Source organism: Fusibacter sp. A1, from assembly GCF_004125825.1.
Classification (GTDB): domain Bacteria; phylum Bacillota; class Clostridia; order Peptostreptococcales; family Acidaminobacteraceae; genus QQWI01.
Window position 1 is genome coordinate 395,869 of sequence record NZ_QQWI01000001.1, and the last position, 19,439, is coordinate 415,307.

Consider the following 19,439-nt stretch of genomic DNA (forward strand, 5'->3'; position numbering starts at 1 on the left):
ATAAACCTCCCACTAAGATACACGCGCTTTGAGCGCTTCTATAAAGTCAAGCTTTTGAATTTTTTCATAGGTCGCGAATTGAGCGATAAGAACAAAGAGCAACGTCATGACTCCCGTCAGTATATAAATCGACGGATTTGAGTCCACCTTCATCGTGTAAAGCTCACTGCTGAACGACTTCATCATGGTGTCGATCATGCTGGCACCCATGGGAATTCCTATCAAGATGCCAAAGAATGTCATCACCATGTTTTCTCTTTGTATCATCTTGAAAATATCTTTCTTATCAAAACCGAGTACTCTTAGTGAAGAAAACTCCAATTTTCGTTCATTGATGCTCATGATGGTCGAATTATAGACGATTGCAAACCCCAGAATCCCAGATGCGACAATCATCACTACGATGGACGAATAGGTGAGCGTGGTGAACTGTTCGAATATTTTCATCAGGTCGGTCAAGGACTCTGCCGACTTGATATGCTCGACCGTATCAAAGACGCCCGCATCGATTTCATCACCTTTTAAGACGACTCCGTTAACAAAACCGTCATCAAGGAGCGTTCTTTGCATGTATCCGATATTCATATAGGCGTTCACACCAAGGGGTTGCTCGACAATCGCGGTCACCACGATCGACTCATCGTCCCGGCCGGGAATAAACGACGAAATCGTCACTTCGTCTCCAACATGTACCTGCAAGAGACCTGCAAGACCTTCTGTCAGCGCGATCCCTTCAGATGGTAGCGGTATGGGCTCGCCATTCACATTTGAAAAATGATACATCTGTGACTCATCGACAATACCTAGAATGTTGACAATCTTGCTTTTCCATCCCCGATTGATCTCAAACGGGAACTCCACGATGGGTTCAATCACATCGGCATCGACAAGATCGCCTATTTCAAAGGCTACCGATTCGTCCACGACTTTTGAAAGCGTCAGGGTATAGTCCATGGTGTACATGACTCCGTACTGCTCATCGAACATGTTGAAGAACGCGTCCATCATGTAAAAAGGCAAGAGGGTTATCGCAAAGGTGAGTGCGATTCCAAGGACGATGAACAGAACTCGTCTTTTGCTTCTAAAAATATTTCTGATGACGATTTTCCATGAAAAGCTGACGCGGTTCCAAAACACACTCCAGCGCTCCAGCATGATCCTTCTTCCTGTTTTCGGAGCCTCAGGTCGCATCGACTCCGCGGGATGGATCTCCATGATCCCTTTTGCTCCCCAGAATCCAGCAGCTATGCAGAATGTACTTCCAAGCACCATCGCAAGTGCCAGATACTGCGGGTATACCTGACCGATCAGAATCGGAATATTGAATACGGTATCCGTATAGACCTGAGCCAGCTGGTTTGCAAGGGCCGCTCCACTGAGCATTCCAGCAGCCGACCCTATGAGGCCGATAAGAAGCGCATATTTTGTATAATGCCATATGATATCTAGGTTGGAGTAGCCCATCGCCTTAAACACGCCGATAGTGATTCTGTCATTTTTGACAATCCTACCGATCATCACAGCGATGATGAATGCGGCTACCGCCAAAAATAGTACCGGCACCACATTCGCGCTTTTCTTACCTTGTTTGATCTCTTCGTTGACCATTCTCGCACTGATCAGGTCGTCTCGTTTAAAGAGTCTTATCACACCATACTTCTCAATCTTCTTTTCAAGCTGATTGATCATATCGTCTTCATCGATGTTCTCATCGATCTTAAAGACCAAGCTGTTATAAGAGCTGCTGAATCCCAGCTGCGACTGGGCGAACTGTTCTGTGACATATCCGACTCCAAACGCGGCAGGATCAGGCAGCAGACTCTGCTCATCTTCAATCAGGTAGATGTACTCCGGATTGGCGACGATCGCCGATACGATCAGTTTTTTGTGTTTTCCTGCGATGACCACTTCAAACTCACTGCCGACTTTCAGATTTCTTGCAGCGGCATACATCTCAAGCAGCATCACTTCATTGTCCTCGGCAGGAGGTTTTCCGTCCACAATATAATTGGAACTGATGATTTCACCCGATTCAGGGATAGAAATCAGCCTAATTGTAGATTTTTCAAGCTCATTGCCAGTATCGAATTTTACATTCTGAATCACCCTGCCATTGACGCCGGTCACTCCCGGAATCGACAAGAGCTGTTCTATCTGACTTTCTGGAACGCGCATCACTTCAGAGAAGATATCTGCGGTGTTGGTCATTTCGTAGTAGGTATTTACCGTCGTCTCTAAATTGAGGAGTGTCATATTAAGCGACACATAAGATAAAAGGCCGACTGCAAGTACTACAGTAACAGCGATAAACTGACCACGCGTCGTTCGTATCATACGCCATAATCGTTTGTCTAAGGCTCGCATTACCACTCAATCCCTTCTGGATCTATCGGATTTTCGTTGATGTAATTTTCCGTCACTAGACCGCTTCGCATTTTAATCACCCTATCCGCCATTGCCGCAATCGATGCGTTATGCGTGATGACCATCACTGTCTTATGATAGTCCTTGTTCACCTGATGCAGCAGCTGCAGTATCTTGATACCCGTCGTATAGTCAAGCGCCCCTGTAGGCTCATCGCATAGCAGCACTTCGGGGTTCTTTGCGACCGCCCTTGCGATTGCGACACGTTGTTGTTCGCCACCGCTCATTTGCGAAGGAAAATGATCGCTTCTATCCGCCAATCCCACATCGCTAAGCACTTTGTCGATATCGAGCGGATTCTTGCATATCTCTGTTGCAAGTTCCACGTTTTCCTTACCGGTCAGATTGGCCATCAGATTGTAAAACTGAAAGACAAAACCCACATGGTCACGTCTGAACTTGGTCAGTCCCTTTTCACCTAATTGGGTAAGGGACGTACCGCGAAGAACGACGTCTCCTTTTGTGGGCATATCCATTCCGCCAAGGATGTTCAGCAGCGTACTCTTACCAGAACCGGAAGGTCCAAGAATCACTACGAATTCACCCTCGTTAATCGCAAAGTCAACGCCTTTAAGCGCTTCAACCTCAATTTCTCCCATTTGATATACTTTTGTAACTCCATCCACTTTAAGAAAACTCATGGCTAAACCACCTCAATCCCATTTGTTCGCGAAATAAGCATTGACTTTTTCTTCGATTCTTTCATAAACCGTATCCATCGACCTACCGTTATCAAAGTAGGTATACAAAATCTCACATCCTGCGATGCTGTAGATGCTTTCCGCATGAAGCCTGCAGTTGAAGCTTTCAGGGAGCACGCCTTGGTCCACCTTCACTTCAAACGCCTTCACAAGCTTGTTGAGCACCATCAGGTCGATCTTGACCAGCGCCTGGATCATGGGGCTGTCCAGTCCCGCATTGACCATGGCCTTGGTCATCGACATCATGATCTTTGAATCGATTTTTAAATACGGAGCGATGTACTTATGAAGATAAGCCATCACCATATCCGTCAGGTCGTCGATTTTCATGGTTTCTTTAAAGAAGTCCTCATCCATTTCAGGACTCGTAGCGCCTGTCATCACCGAAATATAGACTTCGGGCTTTGACTTATAATAGTTGTAAATGGTTCCCACGGCTATGTCGCTCGCCACAGCGATATCAGCCATACTCGTATTTTCATACCCTTTTTCATTAAATATCCGCTCTGCTTGAACCAGTATTTCATTCTTTATCTTTTCTTTTTTCTTCTCTCGTAAGTTAATCGTGGCCACCTCCTATGAATTAGTTCATTTATGAATCGATTCAATAATGAACTGATTCATCTTTTCTTTAGTTTACTCCTTTATCAGAAAATTGCAACATGATTTTGAGTATTTTTTATCACATGATAAAAGACTACCCAGCGCTGCATAAATTATGTAAAATGATTAGAAGGACCAATCAATCCATTCTGATATCCGAGCATTCATTCACAAGCGTTCAAGTGAAGAAGCACAGCGAAGGAGCGAGAGATGCAAGACTTAAGAACTTTCATATTCGATTTAGACGGAACACTGCTGAAAATGGACACGGAGCTGTTTATGAATCTCTATTTTGGAGAAATGACAAAACACTTCAGTGGGATCATCGAAAGCCAGACATTGATAGACTCCATACTAGCCTCGACAAAAACAACAGTGATGAACACGGATCACCTGACAAACGAAAGTGTTTTTTGGGGCGATTTCAATCAGCGTATGTCGGAGCATAAGGAAATCATCATAAAGGAGATCGCCAACTATTACGAGACCGGCTATCTAAAAACCAGACAGGCGACAATGAGAAGTCAACACATGATAACCGCTGTGAAGCTACTCAAGCAAAAAGGCTACGACGTCGTTATCGCAACCAATCCGCTGTTTCCTCGAAAAGCGATTCTCGATAGAATCAGATGGGCCGGATTTGAGCCTGAGGATTTCAGCTATATCACCTCATTCGAAAACAACCACTACTGCAAGCCTCATCTTGAGTTTTACAGGGAAGTCTTATCTGACATAAGAAGACAAGCAAAAGAATGCATGATGGTAGGCAACGACGCCCAAGAGGACATGGTCGTCTCCAAACTGGGTGTCAAAACGTGGCTTGTGGAGGACTGCCTGATCAACAGAAAAGCAGAACTTCCACCCGTTGACCACAAAGGCAGTTCCGAAGCATTTTTGAACTGGGTCAAAAACCTATAAAAATCAAAAAAGAAAAACGCGGTTCAGTTTAACTTAAAAACTGTACCGCGTTTTTGATATCTTCCGGCAGAGGTGCGACAATTGTCACCTCTCCGTTTCTAGGCGTTTTGAATCTCATCTCACATGCGTGTAGCGCCTGTCTGTCGATCGCCATTCTTTCAAACGAACCATAAAGCGCGTCACCGACTAGCGGATGCCCTAAATGGTTCATATGCACTCTGATCTGATGGGTCCTTCCTGTCTTAAGCTGAATTTTCACCAGCGTGGTGTTGCTTAGTTCCTGTTCCACTTCGTAAAGCGTCAACGATTCCTTACCGTCCGGTCGTACGATCCTTTTCATACTTTCTGCGGATTCCCTTTCGATTGGTTCGTTGATTTCACCTTTTTTGATCTGGAACTTTCCATGAACAAGAGCCCTATAATACTTCTCGACCCTGTCCGCTTTCATTTCTTCTGATACGATATGCTGTCCATAGGCGTTTTTTGCAAAAATCATGATACCCGTGGTATCGCGGTCAAGTCGATTCACCAGTCTCGGTTTGTAGTCTTCACCCTTTGAAAGCGCATAATGCCTGACAGCGTTCGACAGCGTATGTGACGGATGCCCCTTGGTGGGATGAGCGACCATGTCGGTCTGCTTGTTGATCACAACAAGGTCCTCGTCTTCGTAAATGACTTGTATGGGTATATCATTGGGGTAGATCTGATGGGGTTCTTCGATAAACTTAAGCTCGATCACATCCCCTTTTCTTGCCTTGCCGCTCACCGAAACGACATGCCCGTTAAGGGTCAAAGCCTTTTGACGTTTCACGTTTCTGATCATCCTCGTGGACACGCCCATATCCTCGATCAGCACCTCGAGCAGGGTCTTACCCTGGGTCTCTTCGACCTTGTATATTAAATTGTTGTAGCTTCCTGTCAGTTTCATCCTCATTCCAACTCTCTATCCATATTAAAAAAGACTAGCAACCGCTAGCCTTATCTATTCTACTATGTAATTGGTCATACTGCAAATTTTAAAGCGAGCATCGCTTGCGTGGGACCTTCGCTGATCATGATGAACTGCTTGAAGTTCTCTTCGCAGAACTCATAGATTTCTTTGATGTCCGTGACACGCTTGCCAAAATCGAGAATTTCGACTTTTACTTCGTCCCATCCCATTTGCTTGAGTGCGAAAGCGGCGTCTTCCGAGATCAGTTCTTTGGGTACCGAGCCGAACACGTTTCCTTTGATCACATTGTGGTCTGTCCAGAATTTATTGTGCTCGCCGATGGCGCCAGCACGCTTGAGCTGCTCAGTGCGTTCCATGGAAAAGGTTTCTAAAAAATCACCTTCATAGGGATTCAATTTGTAGACCGGCTTATATAAGAAGGGAATCGTGTTGATCGATTTAAAATAGATGCCGGTCGTCTTCTCTTTGACCGACTTGAAGTCATAATCGATTTGTCCCAATAGATCCTTCATGACACGGGTGGTATTTCTAACAACATCCGCATCACTTGTAGCGATCGCGTGTTCTAGCTGTAACACATAATGTTTCAGTGTTTCAATTTGCTGATTCATGCTGTTCCCCCTTCTTCACACTCTGGTATTTAAACGTGTGCTCTCTGTCACTTACGAATTCTATCTATTATGACTACCGACATTATAACAAAAAAAACGATGAATTCCTACTCCGAAAAATACGCTTTACTGAAATATATCGCAAGATATAGATGTACACTACTTATTTTACCACTATATGTGTGTTTATTCAAGCAAATTTTTGAATTTTTGAAACAAGTTAGAAAATTATGGTTATTAACCCATTTGCATTTTTACACGCACCAGGCGCGCAAAAAAACAGCAGCGCATCATGCGCTGCTGTCAAAATAAGTTGTATGATTGCGATTATACTGCTAAACGCCGATAATATGAAACCCGCAATCGACGTGAATCGTCTCTCCTGTCACTCCGCTCGAAAGGTCGGATACAAGGAACATCGCAGTTTTTGAAATATCATCGTGAGTGACCATGCGTTTAAGAGGTGCTTTTGCAAGGTATGCGTCTTTCATCTCATCTAGTCCTGAAACGCCTTTTGCAGCAAGCGTCTTGATCGGACCTGCCGATAGGGCGTTGATTCTAAAGCCGTCTTTGCCGATATCCGCAGCAAGGTATTTGACACTTGCTTCAAGTGCCGCTTTTGCGACTCCCATCACATTGTAGTTCGGTACAACCCTTTCACCACCAAGGTAGGTCAAAGTAATGATCGCGCCGTCCTCGTTCAGATGCTTTACAGCCTGTTTTGTTGTAGCGACCAAAGAGTACGAGCTGATTTCCTGAGCCATCAGGTAACCGTCTCTTGATGTGTCAAGGTATCTGCCTTCGAGTTCTTCTTTTTTAGCATGGGCGATACTATGGACCACACCATCTATTTTTCCGATCTTTTCACTGATCTCATTGAATGCTCTTGCGATATCTTCATCGTTTGTCACATCGCATGAGATTAAAAGCGCGTCTTCGTCGTTTTCTTTTGCCAATATCTTTTTCAAATTCCGTTCGCTTGAGTCACCGTAATACGTGTAAATGACGTCCGCGCCGTTGTCTCTGAGTTTTCTAGCGATGCCCCAAGCGATCGACCACTTGTTGGCAACCCCCATGACTACGACCTTTTTATTATTCATTAACATAATGTTCCTCCACTCTATTAGTACCTGCTTTTAATATTATATACTAAAAAAGAGTCTGTGAAAAGCCACAGACTCTTTTTAATACATTTTAGACCAAAGCTTCAAATTCATCAAGCACTTCGTCGAATACCGACAAGGCTTCGATGATGGCACCTGGTTCTGACATGTCTACGCCCGCAAGCTTTAGGGCATCAAGAGGGTAGACCGACCCACCGGATTTTAGAAACTCGAAATATCCTTCCAAGGCGCCTTCGGTTCCATCCAGGATTCTTTTTGATATCGCCATCGCGGCAGAGAAGCCGGTTGCGTATTTATAAACGTAGAAGGCATTGTAAAAATGAGGGATACGCATCCACTCGTACTTGATGGCATCGTCTAGGATCATCTCAGGGCCAAAATAGGTCTTATTCAGATCGAAATACATCTTAGACAAGTCGTCCACACTAAGTGGATTATCCTGCTCAAACGCCTCGTAGGCCTTCTTCTCGAATTCAGCGAACATGGTTTGCCTGAATACGGTACCTTTGAACTGTTCCATGAAGTGATTGAGCAGGAAGAGTCTCTCTTCGCGCTCAGTGGTATGCTCGAGGAGGTATCTCATCATGATCGCCTCGTTCACAGTCGATGCCACCTCAGCGACAAATAGCGAGTAACCGGATTTCACGGATGGCTGCGCCTTGTTTGAAAAATGGCTGTGCAGCGAATGTCCAAGCTCGTGGGCGAGTGTGAAGACGTCATTCAGGTTGTTCTGGTAATTGAGCAGTATATACGGCTTTGACCTGTAGGTTCCCCACGAATAGGCGCCGCCTCTCTTACCTTCTGTCTCATACACGTCAATCCAGCGATTGTCACGAGCTTCTAATAGAAGCTTCTCATATTCTCTTCCAAGGGGTTTAAGTCCCTCAAGTACCATTTCATATGCCTCATCGAAGGGAATTTCACGTTTTGCCTCAGCGACAAGCGGTGCGTAGACATCATAGATGTGCAGTTCTTCCACTCCAAGCATCTTTTTTCTCAGTCCTACATAGCGGTGCATCAGATCGACCTTTTCATTGATTGCCGCAACCAAATTGTCATATACGGCCACTTCGATATTGTCACTATCCAGAGACATCTGGACAGCCGAATCATATCCTCTGATTTTTGAAAGGGCGATGTCCTTTTTGACAGACGAGGTATAAGTCGAAGCGATGGTATTCTTAAGGGCTTCATAACTCTTGTAAAAATTGACGAACGCCGCTTTTCTGACCTCTTGGTCGGCATCCTCCATAAACTTGATATACCCGCCCTTGGTGAGCGGTTCTATGTCGCCGTTTGGCATGGTGACATCCTCATAGGTGATATCCGCATTATCGAGCATTCCAAAGATGGCCTGGGCCGCTCCCTGAACATCTCCGAACATGGCGATTAGCTGCTCCGCCTCGGGAGTGAGCACGTGCTCCTGCTGCCTGATCAGATTGTCGATCATGTGGTCGTAGTCGCTGAGCGCAGTTTCTGATTTCACTTTTTCAAGAAGCCCCGCCGCATCTAAACCAAGCAGTTCGGGCTCGATAAACGACACGGCAGCTGCAGCTTCGATCGCAACCGCGCTGGCACGTTCGAATCTTGTCTGAGACGTCGTATTTTTTGTGTTCTCATCCAGTTTCATGTGCGAGTAGGTGAAAAGGTCCGCCAGGTTCAGTTCAAGTTCGTCTCTCAGTTTAAGCACCACCGACAGGATATCACCGTCTAAGGAAAGCTTTCCTTTGTAGGTTGTCAGTTCTTTGATCTGTACTTTAACCGTCTTGATCAGAGCATCGAAGGACGCTTCTGTGAACATCTCGTCGATGGACCATTTAAGTGATTCATTTACATCATTTCTGTTTTTCATAGCTTCCCCTATCCTATAAGCGATTTGACCGCTTCTACTATTTTTACAATGTCCTCATCGCTAATCCAGTGATGTGTGACAAAGCGGTATTCCTTGTCTTCTGTTCCGTTGATGATAATTCCCTTTTGCCTTAAGCCCTCTACAAAATTTGTTTCATTGATTACCGATTCGGGTAATGTGAAAAATACCATGCTGATATCGCGTCGTTCCCAGATGACATCGATATTGGTGATAGCATCAAGCGCATGTGCGAGTCTTTCGGCTTTGGCATGATCGCCTTTCAAAAAAACAGGCATTTCCTTCATGGCGATAAGACCGGCAGCTGCTAGAATTCCAGTTTGTCTCATTCCGCCTCCCATCAGCTTTCTGTTTTTTCTCGCTCTTGCGATAAAGTTCTCACTACCAGCAAGTACAGAACCGATAGGAGCGCATAATCCTTTAGAGAGGCACACGTTGACCGAATCGGTGTACTCCGCTATGGTTTTGACATCAACACCCAGCACAGCCGCGGCATTAAAAATACGAGCACCATCCAAATGAAGCGGTATTGCGTGTTCTTTTGCAATCCCGTAGATCGCTTCCATATTTTCAAGCGGTACGACCGTTCCGTTTCCATGGGCGTTTTCCATACAGATCAGACCCGTGTCCGGATAATGGATGTCATCGGTTCTTATCAAGCTTTTCACTTCATCTACATTAAAAACGCCGTTTTTCGTAGTTGTCGCCCTAAGCTGTACACCGGCGATCACAGCGGCAGCTCCGACCTCATGCAAGACGATATGCGAATCGTGACCGACGATGATCTCGTCACCTCTTCTGGTATGTGTAAGAATCGCAAGTTGATTTCCGAAAGTTCCCGATGGTACGAATAGTGCAGCTTCTTTGCCAAGAAGGTCTGCGGCTGTTCGTTCAAGTTCAATCGTTGTCAGGTCGTCACCATATACATCATCACCAACAAGAGCGTTTGCCATTGCATTTCTCATTTTATCCGTTGGTTTTGTTACCGTATCACTTCTCAAGTCAATCATCATCAACACCTCTTTCTTTTTTTCGCTATTATCATTGTCTTACAAATCGTTTGACTTGTCGATGCTTTAACTAGAAAAAAGAGCTTCTGTACTCGTATTAACTACCGCGAAACGTTTTCACAAAGCATATGCCCATCGTTCGTCCTTAAACGAACATTGAATCACCTTTTGTCAATTATAGGACATGACCTTAAATGCGCATAAACGCTCTATTATACGATAAAATAAAGCGCAAAAAGTATTTACAAACACGAACTCGCTCGTTATAATAGCAATATTGAATCATCCGACCCAAAAACCGAAGGAGGCTCCAATGGAAAACTTACTCTACACCATCTACCCTGCAAAACAAACCAGCGAAGAAATAATCGAACTATTAAATGCAAATAGCAATATAAAGTTCGTGTCTTTAGTCGCTGTCGATTTAGGTAACAATCACACTGATGAGAAAATCCCTATGGAAATCATGCTCGAAGACTATAGCGCATTCATCGAAAAAGGAATCCAGACCGACGGATCATCTGTTTATCTTCCTATCATCGCTGAAATCAACAACGCCAAAGTCGATCTGATACCTGATACAAGCGTTAGATGGATCGTAGATTACAACGGCGCACACATCGACGAGAACACAAATCTTCCTGTAGGCACATTGATCATTCCAGCCTTCTTAAAACACGAGGGAGTATACGTGGATTCACGTTCGGTTTTAAAAGCAGCAGTTTCACATTTTGAGACTTCAGTAAAAGAACTGCTGATCAAAACCCCTTCAGCCTGCACTCATTTAGGAATCCAATCCGCTGACGAAATCGCCAAGGTCGTCCTAACAACAGCAACCGAATTGGAGTTTTGGGTGAAGACACCCGACTACACCACAGACATAGAAAAACTTTCGACTTCACAATCGCTTAAGGAACAGTACTGGAAGCGCACCGTGGGCCCTGTACGTACTGCGATGGAAAAATCGTTATTGGCCCTCAATCACTATGATTACATAGCCGAAATGGGACACAAGGAAGTAGGCGGCGTACCTGCAAGGTTGAAGCGCGCTAACGACTTCTCACACGTCATGGAACAGCTCGAGATCGACTGGAAGTATGATAGTGCGATGCAAACTGCAGACAACGAACTGTTCGCAAGAGACATCATCAGCGACATTTTTGTTAAAGAGGGATTAGAAGTCACTTTTAGGGCAAAACCGATTGAAGGCGTCGCAGGCAGTGGCGAACATCACCATATGGGCGTCGGTGTCATTACAACCTCGGGCAAATTCATCAACCTTTTCGCACCTCAAGATATGAAGAGCGATTATTTGAACCCCTTCGGTTACGGCGCACTGATGGGCATTTTAAACAACTACGAGGTCATCAATCCTTTTGTCACATCCACCAATGACGCATTCAACCGATTAAAACCTGGCTTTGAGGCTCCTGTATGTATCGTAGGTTCGCTTGGTCACAGCGTTTCAGAACCCTCTAGAAACCGTACAGTGCTCATAGGACTGGTTAGAGACATCGAACAACCTGCAGCCACACGTTTTGAGCTTAGGGCACCTAACCCTACCTCAAACACCTACCTTCTTACAGCCGCCTGTTACCAAGGTATGCTTGACGGTATGAAATACTCGGTTTCAAGTGAAAAATCTACTTCGGAACTACTTAAGGAACTAAGAAAAGAAGCTGGTCAAGCGGCCGACTATCTTGATCCTTCAAGAATGTACCTAAGCGAAGAAGACGTGTTCGAACACTATACTTCCGAAGAAAGAGACGCCTTGTTCTCAAAACCTCCAAGAAACGTATTCGAGAACATTTCAAGCTTCAAGACATTCGAGAACAAGCTTACCGTGCTAAAAGACGGCAATGTGTTCACCCCAAGCATCATCGCATCCTACGAAGCGACACTTCTCGGCCAGTGGACGACAGAGCTTGGAAACAGAATACTTCCTGAAAACGTGGATCTTGTAAGGAGCTGCAATCGCCTTCACAAGCTCGATGACGAAACGATAACGGATGTCGACGTAGTCAGATGGGAAGCCATTCACGCACTTAGAAAAGAACTGATGAAGGATAGCTTGTCGAACAAGAGCCTATTCACGCAAATCCGCGAGGCTATCGGCACACTCAATTACGAAAGAGTCTCTTACCTGCAAGTGAACATGAGCGAAAAGACCACTGAACTGAGAGACCTGTTTATCTCTTACAAGCAGAACCTTTTCATCATTGACTGAACCATCCCCTGAACACAAAAGAACGAGCCTGAAGATCAATCCTCTTCAGACTCGTTCTTTTTACTTGTAAACCTGGCGATACCGGGCAGTATCACTTTAAACAGGTTGTTTTTTCGCAAATTGGCAAACTTGACCCCGCCAAACTCAGCGACCGTCCTTTTGATTTTCACAAGGCCTAATCCATATTTTGTAAACCGATTCCCCTCATCTAGCAGCAACAACTGATGGTACAACCACGTATTCCTTCGTTTGGGTGTCGCTGAGCGTATGATGTTGTTCAGAGGCTCCCTGTCGAAGATCGCTCCAGGATTGCTGATCTCGAGGTTTTTAAGTCCCAAATACACGACAATGCCTCTTGACCAGTCAAAATAATCCCTGTGCACAAGCGCGTTCGTAAGCGCCTCTTCTATGCCGTCATAGGGGTAATCCAAATCCCCCATCAACCGTTTGACCTCATGGAGCGTCCGATCAAGCAGTTCAATGATCGTTCCGGTGATGATCATTTGCTTTCTATCCCTATCGCCCTCATGATAGATGATCTTCACGCTCGTATGGGGCAGAAACTGCTGAGGATTTTTTCCAAAGAGCAGCATCCCTCCAATGGTAGGATAAAACCGGTTGTCCTCCTGCTCATAAACAAGAATTCCAACATCCGACAGCAGGATCTCCTGTCCCGGTTCATATCTGCTGTTCGCAACCTGTTCAAGGTAAGCGTTCACTTTATCAAGGTCCAGATGTTCGATTCGGGCATTGAGGACTGGGATGAGTTCATTGTAAAAGAGTCCCGCATGTTGCATCATCGAAGCAATCTCATCGCGCCTTGCAAAGTCCGTAGTCGATCCGCGCCTGATATAGAACGCGCCGGTCTGCCTCATCTGGTGTGGCTTGTTATGGCTTTTAAAGACCGTAATGGCAATCACATACACCTTGTCGATAGGAACCGTCTCCACCCTGATGGTAATTGGCGGGTCGCATCGGTTGAGTACGATCTGCTGGATTTTTTCTTCAGGATAATCTGCAGGGTCCACGCCGATGATGCGCTTTGTCTTATCCTCTATGCCGATAATCAGATGCCCTCTGCCGCCTGGCGAGTTGGCTATGGCTATCACGTCTTTTGTAAGTTCTTTCTTATGACCTTCTGTGGTCAGCGATAAACACATTTTAAAATCCAGTTTCGGCCCCTCATGGGCAGACAACAACTTGACCAGTTTACCGTTATCCATAGGCTCCCCTCCCTTCGACCGCATACTTCCTATAGCTTTATTATACCCTTTCAAAACTCTTGCCACCACGACTTTTGAACAAAGAAAAAACCACTCCGACTGTGGAGTGGTTTTATAAGCTTCTTAAGAGTTGAAGAAAGCCCTATAGCCTTTAAAGGTCATATAGAGGTCGGCTTTTGAAATGACTTCGTAAGGACCGTGCATGCTTAATACAGGAACTCCGCAGTCGATGACATCAGCACCGCGATTTGCAAGGATGTAAGCGATAGTACCGCCGCCGCCTTGATCCACTTTACCTAGTTCACCTGATTGCCAGATGACTCCGTTGTCTTCAAACACGTCTTTTACAAATCCTACGAATTCCGCATTCGCATCAGAGCAGCCGCCTTTACCGCGTACACCCGTATATTTTGAAATGCATATTCCATAATTTATTTTTGAAGCGTTGCGCTTATCAAGCACATCAGGGAAGTTGGGATCGAATGCCGCAGTCACATCTGCAGAAAGCACTTTTGTATGGTGGAATGAGCGTCTTAACTTAAGCTCAAGTTGAGTATCCGCCTGTAAGGCGATCAGTTCCGCCACGCAGTTTTCAAAGTATAGGGATTCAGATCCTGTGTTACCCTGAGATCCTACCTCCTCTTTATCCATAAACATGCCCACTGAAGTGAATTCAGGCATGTCGACATCAAAGATCGCTTCGATTCCCGCATAAGAGCAGACCCTGTCATCATGACCGTAACCGGAGATAAGCGATCTGTCAAAACCTACGTCACGAGCATTGCCCGCCGGTACTATTTCGATTTCCGATGAGATGAAATCCGATTCGGAAATATTGTATTCCTTCTCCAAGTGAATCAGCATCGCTTCTTTCACTTTTTCCTTAGCGTCTTTGTCTTTTACAGGGATAGAACCGATCAACAGGTTTAAGCCTTCACCGTTTATGCCCTCCGCAAGCGTTTTCGCCATTTGATCTTTTGCCAAGTGCGGTAGTAAGTCTGTGATATAGAAGACAGGATCTGTTTCTTTGCTTCCAATTGCAAAGTCAACTGTTTCTCCACCCTTTTTCACAACTCTGCCGTGTAGTGCAAGTGGCATCGATGTCCACTGATACTTTTTGATTCCACCGTAATAATGCGTCTTGAAAAGCGCAAGTTCAGCGTCTTCATATAATGGGAAAGGTTTTAAATCGATACGCGGCGCATCGATATGTCCGCCGACGATTCTCATTCCCTTTTCGATATCTTGCTTTCCGATGACAAAAAGAATTACTGATTTGTCTCTGTTGATCGCATAGATTTTTTGACCGGCTACTAATTTTTCACCTTTTTCAACAATCGAATCCAAAGAAACATAGCCTTGTTCTTTTGCAAGTCTTACGATTTCTCTTGCAGACTCACGCTCCGTTTTTCCAGCGTCTAAAAACGACTTATAACGCTCGCCTAGCGCGAATGTCTTTTCACTTTCCTGTTCGTCGATCACCGACCAGACATTTTTAAATGTGTATCCCTTACTTTTAAAATCCGCCATTTGGTAAAATCCTCCTTAGTATGTCTACTCCATAGAGTCAATACCCTATTAGTTTAACATATTTCGGGTCTGAAAGTAATTTAGTATATCAAATTTTTTTTATGTTATGTTTAAAAGCGTAGATAGCGGCTTGTGTGCGATCGGTGACGTTGATCTTCTTAAAGATGTTCGACACATGGTTCTTGACCGTCTTTTCACTGATAAACAGGGTTTCAGCGATATCCTTGTTATTGAGCCCCTCAGCGATAAGTGTGATCACTTCATATTCACGGTTGGTGAGTATCTGCTTCTCATCCTTCATCGCTCCGTATCCCTTGACTAGATGATTGGCAAGAACGGGTTGTATGTAAGTTCCACCTTCATAAACTTTCTTTATCGCCATCATCAGGCTGTCGGCGTCGACATCTTTGAGCAAGTAACCGGACGCTCCAAGAGACATTGTTTCCAGCAAGTACTGGGCATCGTCATGAATTGTGAGCATGATCACTTTGACATCAAGTCCCATTTCCTTGATTCTTTTCAAGGCTTGTATACCGTTGACGACGGGCATATTGATATCAAGAAGCAGCACATCGGGTTCTAGCTTCTTGCATAACTCAATGGTTTCTTCCCCGCCAGCGGCAAGTCCTGTTATCACAAGATTTTCGTCCAGACCCAGCAGTTGTTTCAATCCCTCTCGCATCAGCGCATGGTCATCCGCGATCATTACCTCAATCTTCTTCATAATAGCCCTCATCCCTAATCGGTATCACAATTCTCATTCTAGTACCTTTGTCAGGAACAGAATAGATTTCCAGATCACCTTTGAGTAGTTTGACACGCTCTTTCACTCCATATAAACCAAATCCCGAGCTTTCATCTATCGAATCCAGCCGTTTGGTCTCATCTATTCCTTTTCCATTATCATGGATACCGATCTCCAACCGATCATGCAGTATGTTGAGTTCCACAACAGCCTTTGTGGCTTGGGCGTGCTTGACTATGTTGTTCACGCCTTCCTGTATGATCCTGAAGGCCGCAAGTCGAACTAGCCTGCTTAACTTGTCTTGTTCCTGCGACTTGACCACCAGTTGTATCGGAAGGTCATGGTACTCAAAAACGTCGTTGATGAACTTTTGAACCGTAGGTACCAGCCCTAGGTCTTCAAGTGACATCGGCATCAGGTCATAGATGATCCTTCTGATATTCTTCAAGGAATCCCTGACGACCTCTCTGAGCAGTTTCAGCTCAACTTTGGCTTTAACAGGATCGATATCGAGCAACTTTTCAAAATACTCGGTTCTAATCACCACATTCGAAAGAATCTGGGCCGGTCCGTCGTGTATTTCCCGACTCACCCTTCGTCGTTCTTCTTCCTGCGCCTTGATGATTCTGATACCTAGATTATCTCTTAACTTCATATCTTCGACACGTTCAGAAAACGCACCTGTCAGGTAATCGAGCGCCACCCCTACCTTGGATGTCAGCTTTTCAGAGCGTTTCATCACCTCTCTCGAGTCCCTGATGCGCATCTCAAGCTTGGTTCTTTCCTTGATGAGTTCGCCTTCGCTATGTCTTTTTATCGAAAGCTTGACTTGCAAATCCCTAGCGGTGTCGTAGGCTTTTTTGATTTCGGGTTCGGTAAATTTCTTAAAATCCTTTGAAACCTGCAATAGTCGTTGACGGCTTGCCTTTTCCTGTATTTCCAATTTATCTACTTCATCGATGACCATGGCGATTTTATGCTGGACATCGACCAATTCTTCTTCTAGGGTCTTTACATCATTTCGCGCTTTTTCGGCAATTTCAAAAATTTCTTGCTTGCCTTCTTCAATCGCTTCTACTGTCTTATTTAAAATTTCATCCATTTGCTTAACGTCAGAATGCATAAGAAACCCCCATCATCGTCTTATCTTCTTACTTTAATGCATCTTAAGGCCCATTAGAAGTGACTATAGTCCCATTATAGCAGATTCCATACCAATAACAAAAAAAACACTGGCGGGAGTATCCGCCAGCATTTCAACTCTATTCCTCTTTCATGCCCATTACAAGCGCTCTTTCCTCTTCATCGAAGATATTCTCAAGGTCAAGGACAATGGCGATCTGATCGTCGATCTTCGCGATACCTGAGATGTACTTGCCACCCTTGCCTTTTATGATTTCAGGAGCAGGCTCGATATTGTCATCCGTGATCCTAAGCACCTGCGAAGCTTCGTCTACCAAAAATCCGATATCCTTGCCGTTAAAGTTGATGTTGATGATACGGGTCTCTTCAGACAATTTTGTTTCTTCAATGACAAAGCGTTTTTTCAAGTTGACCACCGGAATGATGTCACCCCTTAAGTTGACCACACCTTCGATATAGGAAGGCGAATTAGGCACACCTGTGATTTCTTTGTATTCCGTGATTCCGCTGACATTGGATATTTCCACACAGAATCTCTCTTCACCTAGTTTGAATACTACATATTGCATTTCAGCCATGTTTACACCTCCGACTATCTCTTTTCGTACTTCACATTGGCAAGGTTTCCCCTAACATATGTTCTTAAGTTACCCAAATATTCATCCCTCAACTCTTTTTGTTCCTTTAATTCTTCTTCGCTCAAAGGTTCTACCTTCTTTTTTCTTGCGATTTCATTCAATCTGTCCAGTTTCGTTTTTTCTAGCATCGTATTCTCTCCAAATAATAAGAAAACCCAAACAACAATCACTGTTTGGGTTAATGTTGTTATTTCAATTGTCCTATAGTCGACTCTACTTTGTCAACTAAAACATGAGATTTTACAAGTTCGAACACTTTGTTGATATCGTGATACATCACTCTATCCTCTTCAAGCTTAGGTACGACACTTCTTACGATGTCGTATGCAGCTCTTGTGGCTGGTGCCATTTTTGAAGTATCGCCGAACTCAAGCGCTTGACAAGCCGCAAGCAGCTCAATAGCGATCACATTCATCACGTTGAAGTTGATGTCTCTAGCTTTTCTTGCTGCGATCGTTCCCATGCTGACGTGGTCTTCCTGATTGGCAGATGAAGGAATCGAGTCCACACTTGCAGGATGGGCAAGTACCTTGTTCTCTGATACAAGCGCTGCAGCAGCGTATTGCATGATCATAAAGCCTGAATTCAAGCCGCCTTTTTCAGTAAGGAAGGCGTGAAGTCCTGAAAGTTGAGGATTGACTAGACGCTCAATCCTTCTTTCAGACACGTTGGCAAGCTCCGCAAGAGCGATCGCCAAGAAGTCGAAAGGTAGCGCCATCGGTTGTCCATGGAAGTTACCTCCAGAGATCGCATCACCTTGTTCAGGGAACAGTACCGGATTATCAGTAACCGCGTTCATTTCAATCGCGACTTTATTTTCGATGAAGTTAAGCGCGTCCTTGCTCGCTCCGTGTATCTGAGGGATGCAGCGCAGTGTATAGGCATCCTGAACTCTGATCTCACCTTGACGGGTAGTCAGTCCGCTGCCTTCTAGAATCTGAAGCATGTTGGAAGCCGTATCTATCTGACCCTGATGCGGTCTTACCGCCTGAAGTCTAGGATCATAGGCATCAGTGATGCCGTTTAAAGCCTCTACTGTTAGGGCAGCTGTGATATCTGCCAGTTTTGCAAGCTTTAATCCGTCATAAAGCACATGTGCGCCAGTCGATGTCATGACTTGCGTACCGTTTATAAGGGCAAGACCTTCTTTTGAAGTCAGCTCGATTGTAGGAATTCCCGCCTTATCCATCGCTTCCTTACCTGTCATCGCAACGCCTTCATACCAGGCTTCGCCTTCTCCAAGCATCACAAGCACCATGTGTGAGAGCGGTGCCAAATCGCCACTTGCACCCAAAGAGCCCTTTTCTGGAATCATTGGAACCACATTTTTATTAAGCATGTCAAGCAGGGTCTGAATCGTAGAAAGACGAGCTCCTGAATGGCCTTTTGCAAGCGCGTTGGCACGTAAAAGAACAATACCGCGGGCGATATCTTCAGCAAATGGTTCGCCGACACCGCAGGCATGTGAAATGATCAGATTACGCTGCAGGTCCTTCGTCTCATCCTTTGAGATCGAAACATCGCTAAACTTACCAAAACCTGTTGTAATGCCGTATACTACTTTTTTATTGTCAACAAAATAATCTACAAGTTCACGCGCTTTGTTGATCGCACCAACCGATTCCTCTGTCAATGAAACCATCGCCTTACCGCGAGTGACAGCGATGAAATCTTCAAGTGTCAACGAACAGCCATCAATCTTAATAAATGACATAATAAA

17 protein-coding genes are annotated in these 19,439 nt (G+C 44.8%); 2 read left to right on the plus strand and 15 right to left on the minus strand.

Translation table 11 applies throughout. The features are described 5' to 3' along the window. Nucleotides 1-12: 12 nt before the first annotated feature. From DWB64_RS01720 to DWB64_RS01730, 3 genes are read right to left on the minus strand one after another with little or no spacing between them, the layout of a single operon-like run. Nucleotides 13-2,334 (minus strand): ABC transporter permease, encoded by a 2,322-nt coding sequence (locus DWB64_RS01720; protein WP_164980175.1) that lies wholly within the window; start codon nucleotides 2,332-2,334, stop codon nucleotides 13-15. Nucleotides 2,335-2,363: 29 nt separating this feature from the next. Next, complete coding sequence (locus DWB64_RS01725) at nucleotides 2,364-3,065, minus strand: ABC transporter ATP-binding protein (protein WP_129486450.1); 702 nt, start codon at nucleotides 3,063-3,065, stop codon at nucleotides 2,364-2,366. A gap of 12 nt (nucleotides 3,066-3,077) precedes the next feature. After that, complete coding sequence (locus DWB64_RS01730; protein WP_129486451.1) at nucleotides 3,078-3,698, minus strand: TetR/AcrR family transcriptional regulator; 621 nt, start codon at nucleotides 3,696-3,698, stop codon at nucleotides 3,078-3,080. 240 nt (nucleotides 3,699-3,938) lie between these two features. Between DWB64_RS01730 and DWB64_RS01735 the strand changes: the two genes are divergently transcribed. Continuing rightward, complete coding sequence (locus DWB64_RS01735) at nucleotides 3,939-4,646, plus strand: HAD family hydrolase (RefSeq protein WP_129486452.1); 708 nt, start codon at nucleotides 3,939-3,941, stop codon at nucleotides 4,644-4,646. Nucleotides 4,647-4,674: 28 nt separating this feature from the next. Here DWB64_RS01735 and DWB64_RS01740 read toward each other — a convergent pair whose 3' ends face one another. The 5 genes from DWB64_RS01740 to ltaE all read right to left on the minus strand — a co-directional run bounded on the left by DWB64_RS01740 (nucleotide 4,675) and on the right by ltaE (nucleotide 10,216). Then, nucleotides 4,675-5,580 (minus strand): RluA family pseudouridine synthase, encoded by a 906-nt coding sequence (locus DWB64_RS01740; RefSeq protein ID WP_129486453.1) that lies wholly within the window; start codon nucleotides 5,578-5,580, stop codon nucleotides 4,675-4,677. Nucleotides 5,581-5,648: 68 nt separating this feature from the next. Then, the gene (locus tag DWB64_RS01745; protein ID WP_129486454.1) at nucleotides 5,649-6,209 is read right to left on the minus strand and encodes a hypothetical protein; all 561 of its coding nucleotides are present in this window, start codon (nucleotides 6,207-6,209) and stop codon (nucleotides 5,649-5,651) included. Between the two features lie 335 nt (nucleotides 6,210-6,544). After that, on the minus strand, nucleotides 6,545-7,315 hold the full coding sequence (locus tag DWB64_RS01750) for an enoyl-ACP reductase (RefSeq protein WP_129486455.1): 771 nt from the start codon (nucleotides 7,313-7,315) through the stop codon (nucleotides 6,545-6,547). Between the two features lie 88 nt (nucleotides 7,316-7,403). Beyond that, complete coding sequence (gene pepF / locus DWB64_RS01755) at nucleotides 7,404-9,185, minus strand: oligoendopeptidase F (protein WP_129486456.1); 1,782 nt, start codon at nucleotides 9,183-9,185, stop codon at nucleotides 7,404-7,406. A gap of 8 nt (nucleotides 9,186-9,193) precedes the next feature. Beyond that, complete coding sequence (gene ltaE / locus DWB64_RS01760; protein WP_129486457.1) at nucleotides 9,194-10,216, minus strand: low-specificity L-threonine aldolase; 1,023 nt, start codon at nucleotides 10,214-10,216, stop codon at nucleotides 9,194-9,196. Between the two features lie 310 nt (nucleotides 10,217-10,526). Between ltaE and DWB64_RS01765 the strand changes: the two genes are divergently transcribed. Beyond that, on the plus strand, nucleotides 10,527-12,440 hold the full coding sequence (locus tag DWB64_RS01765) for a glutamine synthetase (RefSeq protein ID WP_129486458.1): 1,914 nt from the start codon (nucleotides 10,527-10,529) through the stop codon (nucleotides 12,438-12,440). A 35-nt stretch (nucleotides 12,441-12,475) separates the two neighbouring features. On the opposite strand, the gene DWB64_RS01770 is transcribed toward DWB64_RS01765, so the two are convergent. The 7 genes from DWB64_RS01770 to hutH all read right to left on the minus strand — a co-directional run bounded on the left by DWB64_RS01770 (nucleotide 12,476) and on the right by hutH (nucleotide 19,433). Next, the gene (locus tag DWB64_RS01770; RefSeq protein ID WP_164980176.1) at nucleotides 12,476-13,663 is read right to left on the minus strand and encodes an RNA-binding domain-containing protein; all 1,188 of its coding nucleotides are present in this window, start codon (nucleotides 13,661-13,663) and stop codon (nucleotides 12,476-12,478) included. Between the two features lie 123 nt (nucleotides 13,664-13,786). After that, a complete protein-coding gene (locus DWB64_RS01775; RefSeq protein ID WP_129486460.1) occupies nucleotides 13,787-15,193 on the minus strand; it encodes an aminopeptidase in 1,407 nt (468 codons plus the stop codon). Nucleotides 15,194-15,281: 88 nt separating this feature from the next. Beyond that, complete coding sequence (locus tag DWB64_RS01780) at nucleotides 15,282-15,917, minus strand: response regulator transcription factor (protein ID WP_129486461.1); 636 nt, start codon at nucleotides 15,915-15,917, stop codon at nucleotides 15,282-15,284. Then, on the minus strand, nucleotides 15,904-17,061 hold the full coding sequence (locus DWB64_RS01785) for a sensor histidine kinase (protein ID WP_129486462.1): 1,158 nt from the start codon (nucleotides 17,059-17,061) through the stop codon (nucleotides 15,904-15,906). The genes DWB64_RS01780 and DWB64_RS01785 overlap by 14 nt, the downstream gene beginning before the upstream one ends. 139 nt (nucleotides 17,062-17,200) lie before the next feature. Next, nucleotides 17,201-17,659, minus strand: a complete 459-nt coding sequence (locus DWB64_RS01790; protein ID WP_129486463.1) for a chemotaxis protein CheW — start codon at nucleotides 17,657-17,659, stop codon at nucleotides 17,201-17,203. Nucleotides 17,660-17,673: 14 nt separating this feature from the next. Beyond that, on the minus strand, nucleotides 17,674-17,847 hold the full coding sequence (locus DWB64_RS01795) for a DUF896 domain-containing protein (protein WP_129486464.1): 174 nt from the start codon (nucleotides 17,845-17,847) through the stop codon (nucleotides 17,674-17,676). A gap of 59 nt (nucleotides 17,848-17,906) precedes the next feature. Beyond that, nucleotides 17,907-19,433, minus strand: coding sequence for a histidine ammonia-lyase (gene hutH, locus DWB64_RS01800; RefSeq protein ID WP_129486465.1), 1,527 nt, complete (start codon nucleotides 19,431-19,433; stop codon nucleotides 17,907-17,909). Nucleotides 19,434-19,439: the final 6 nt, after the last annotated feature.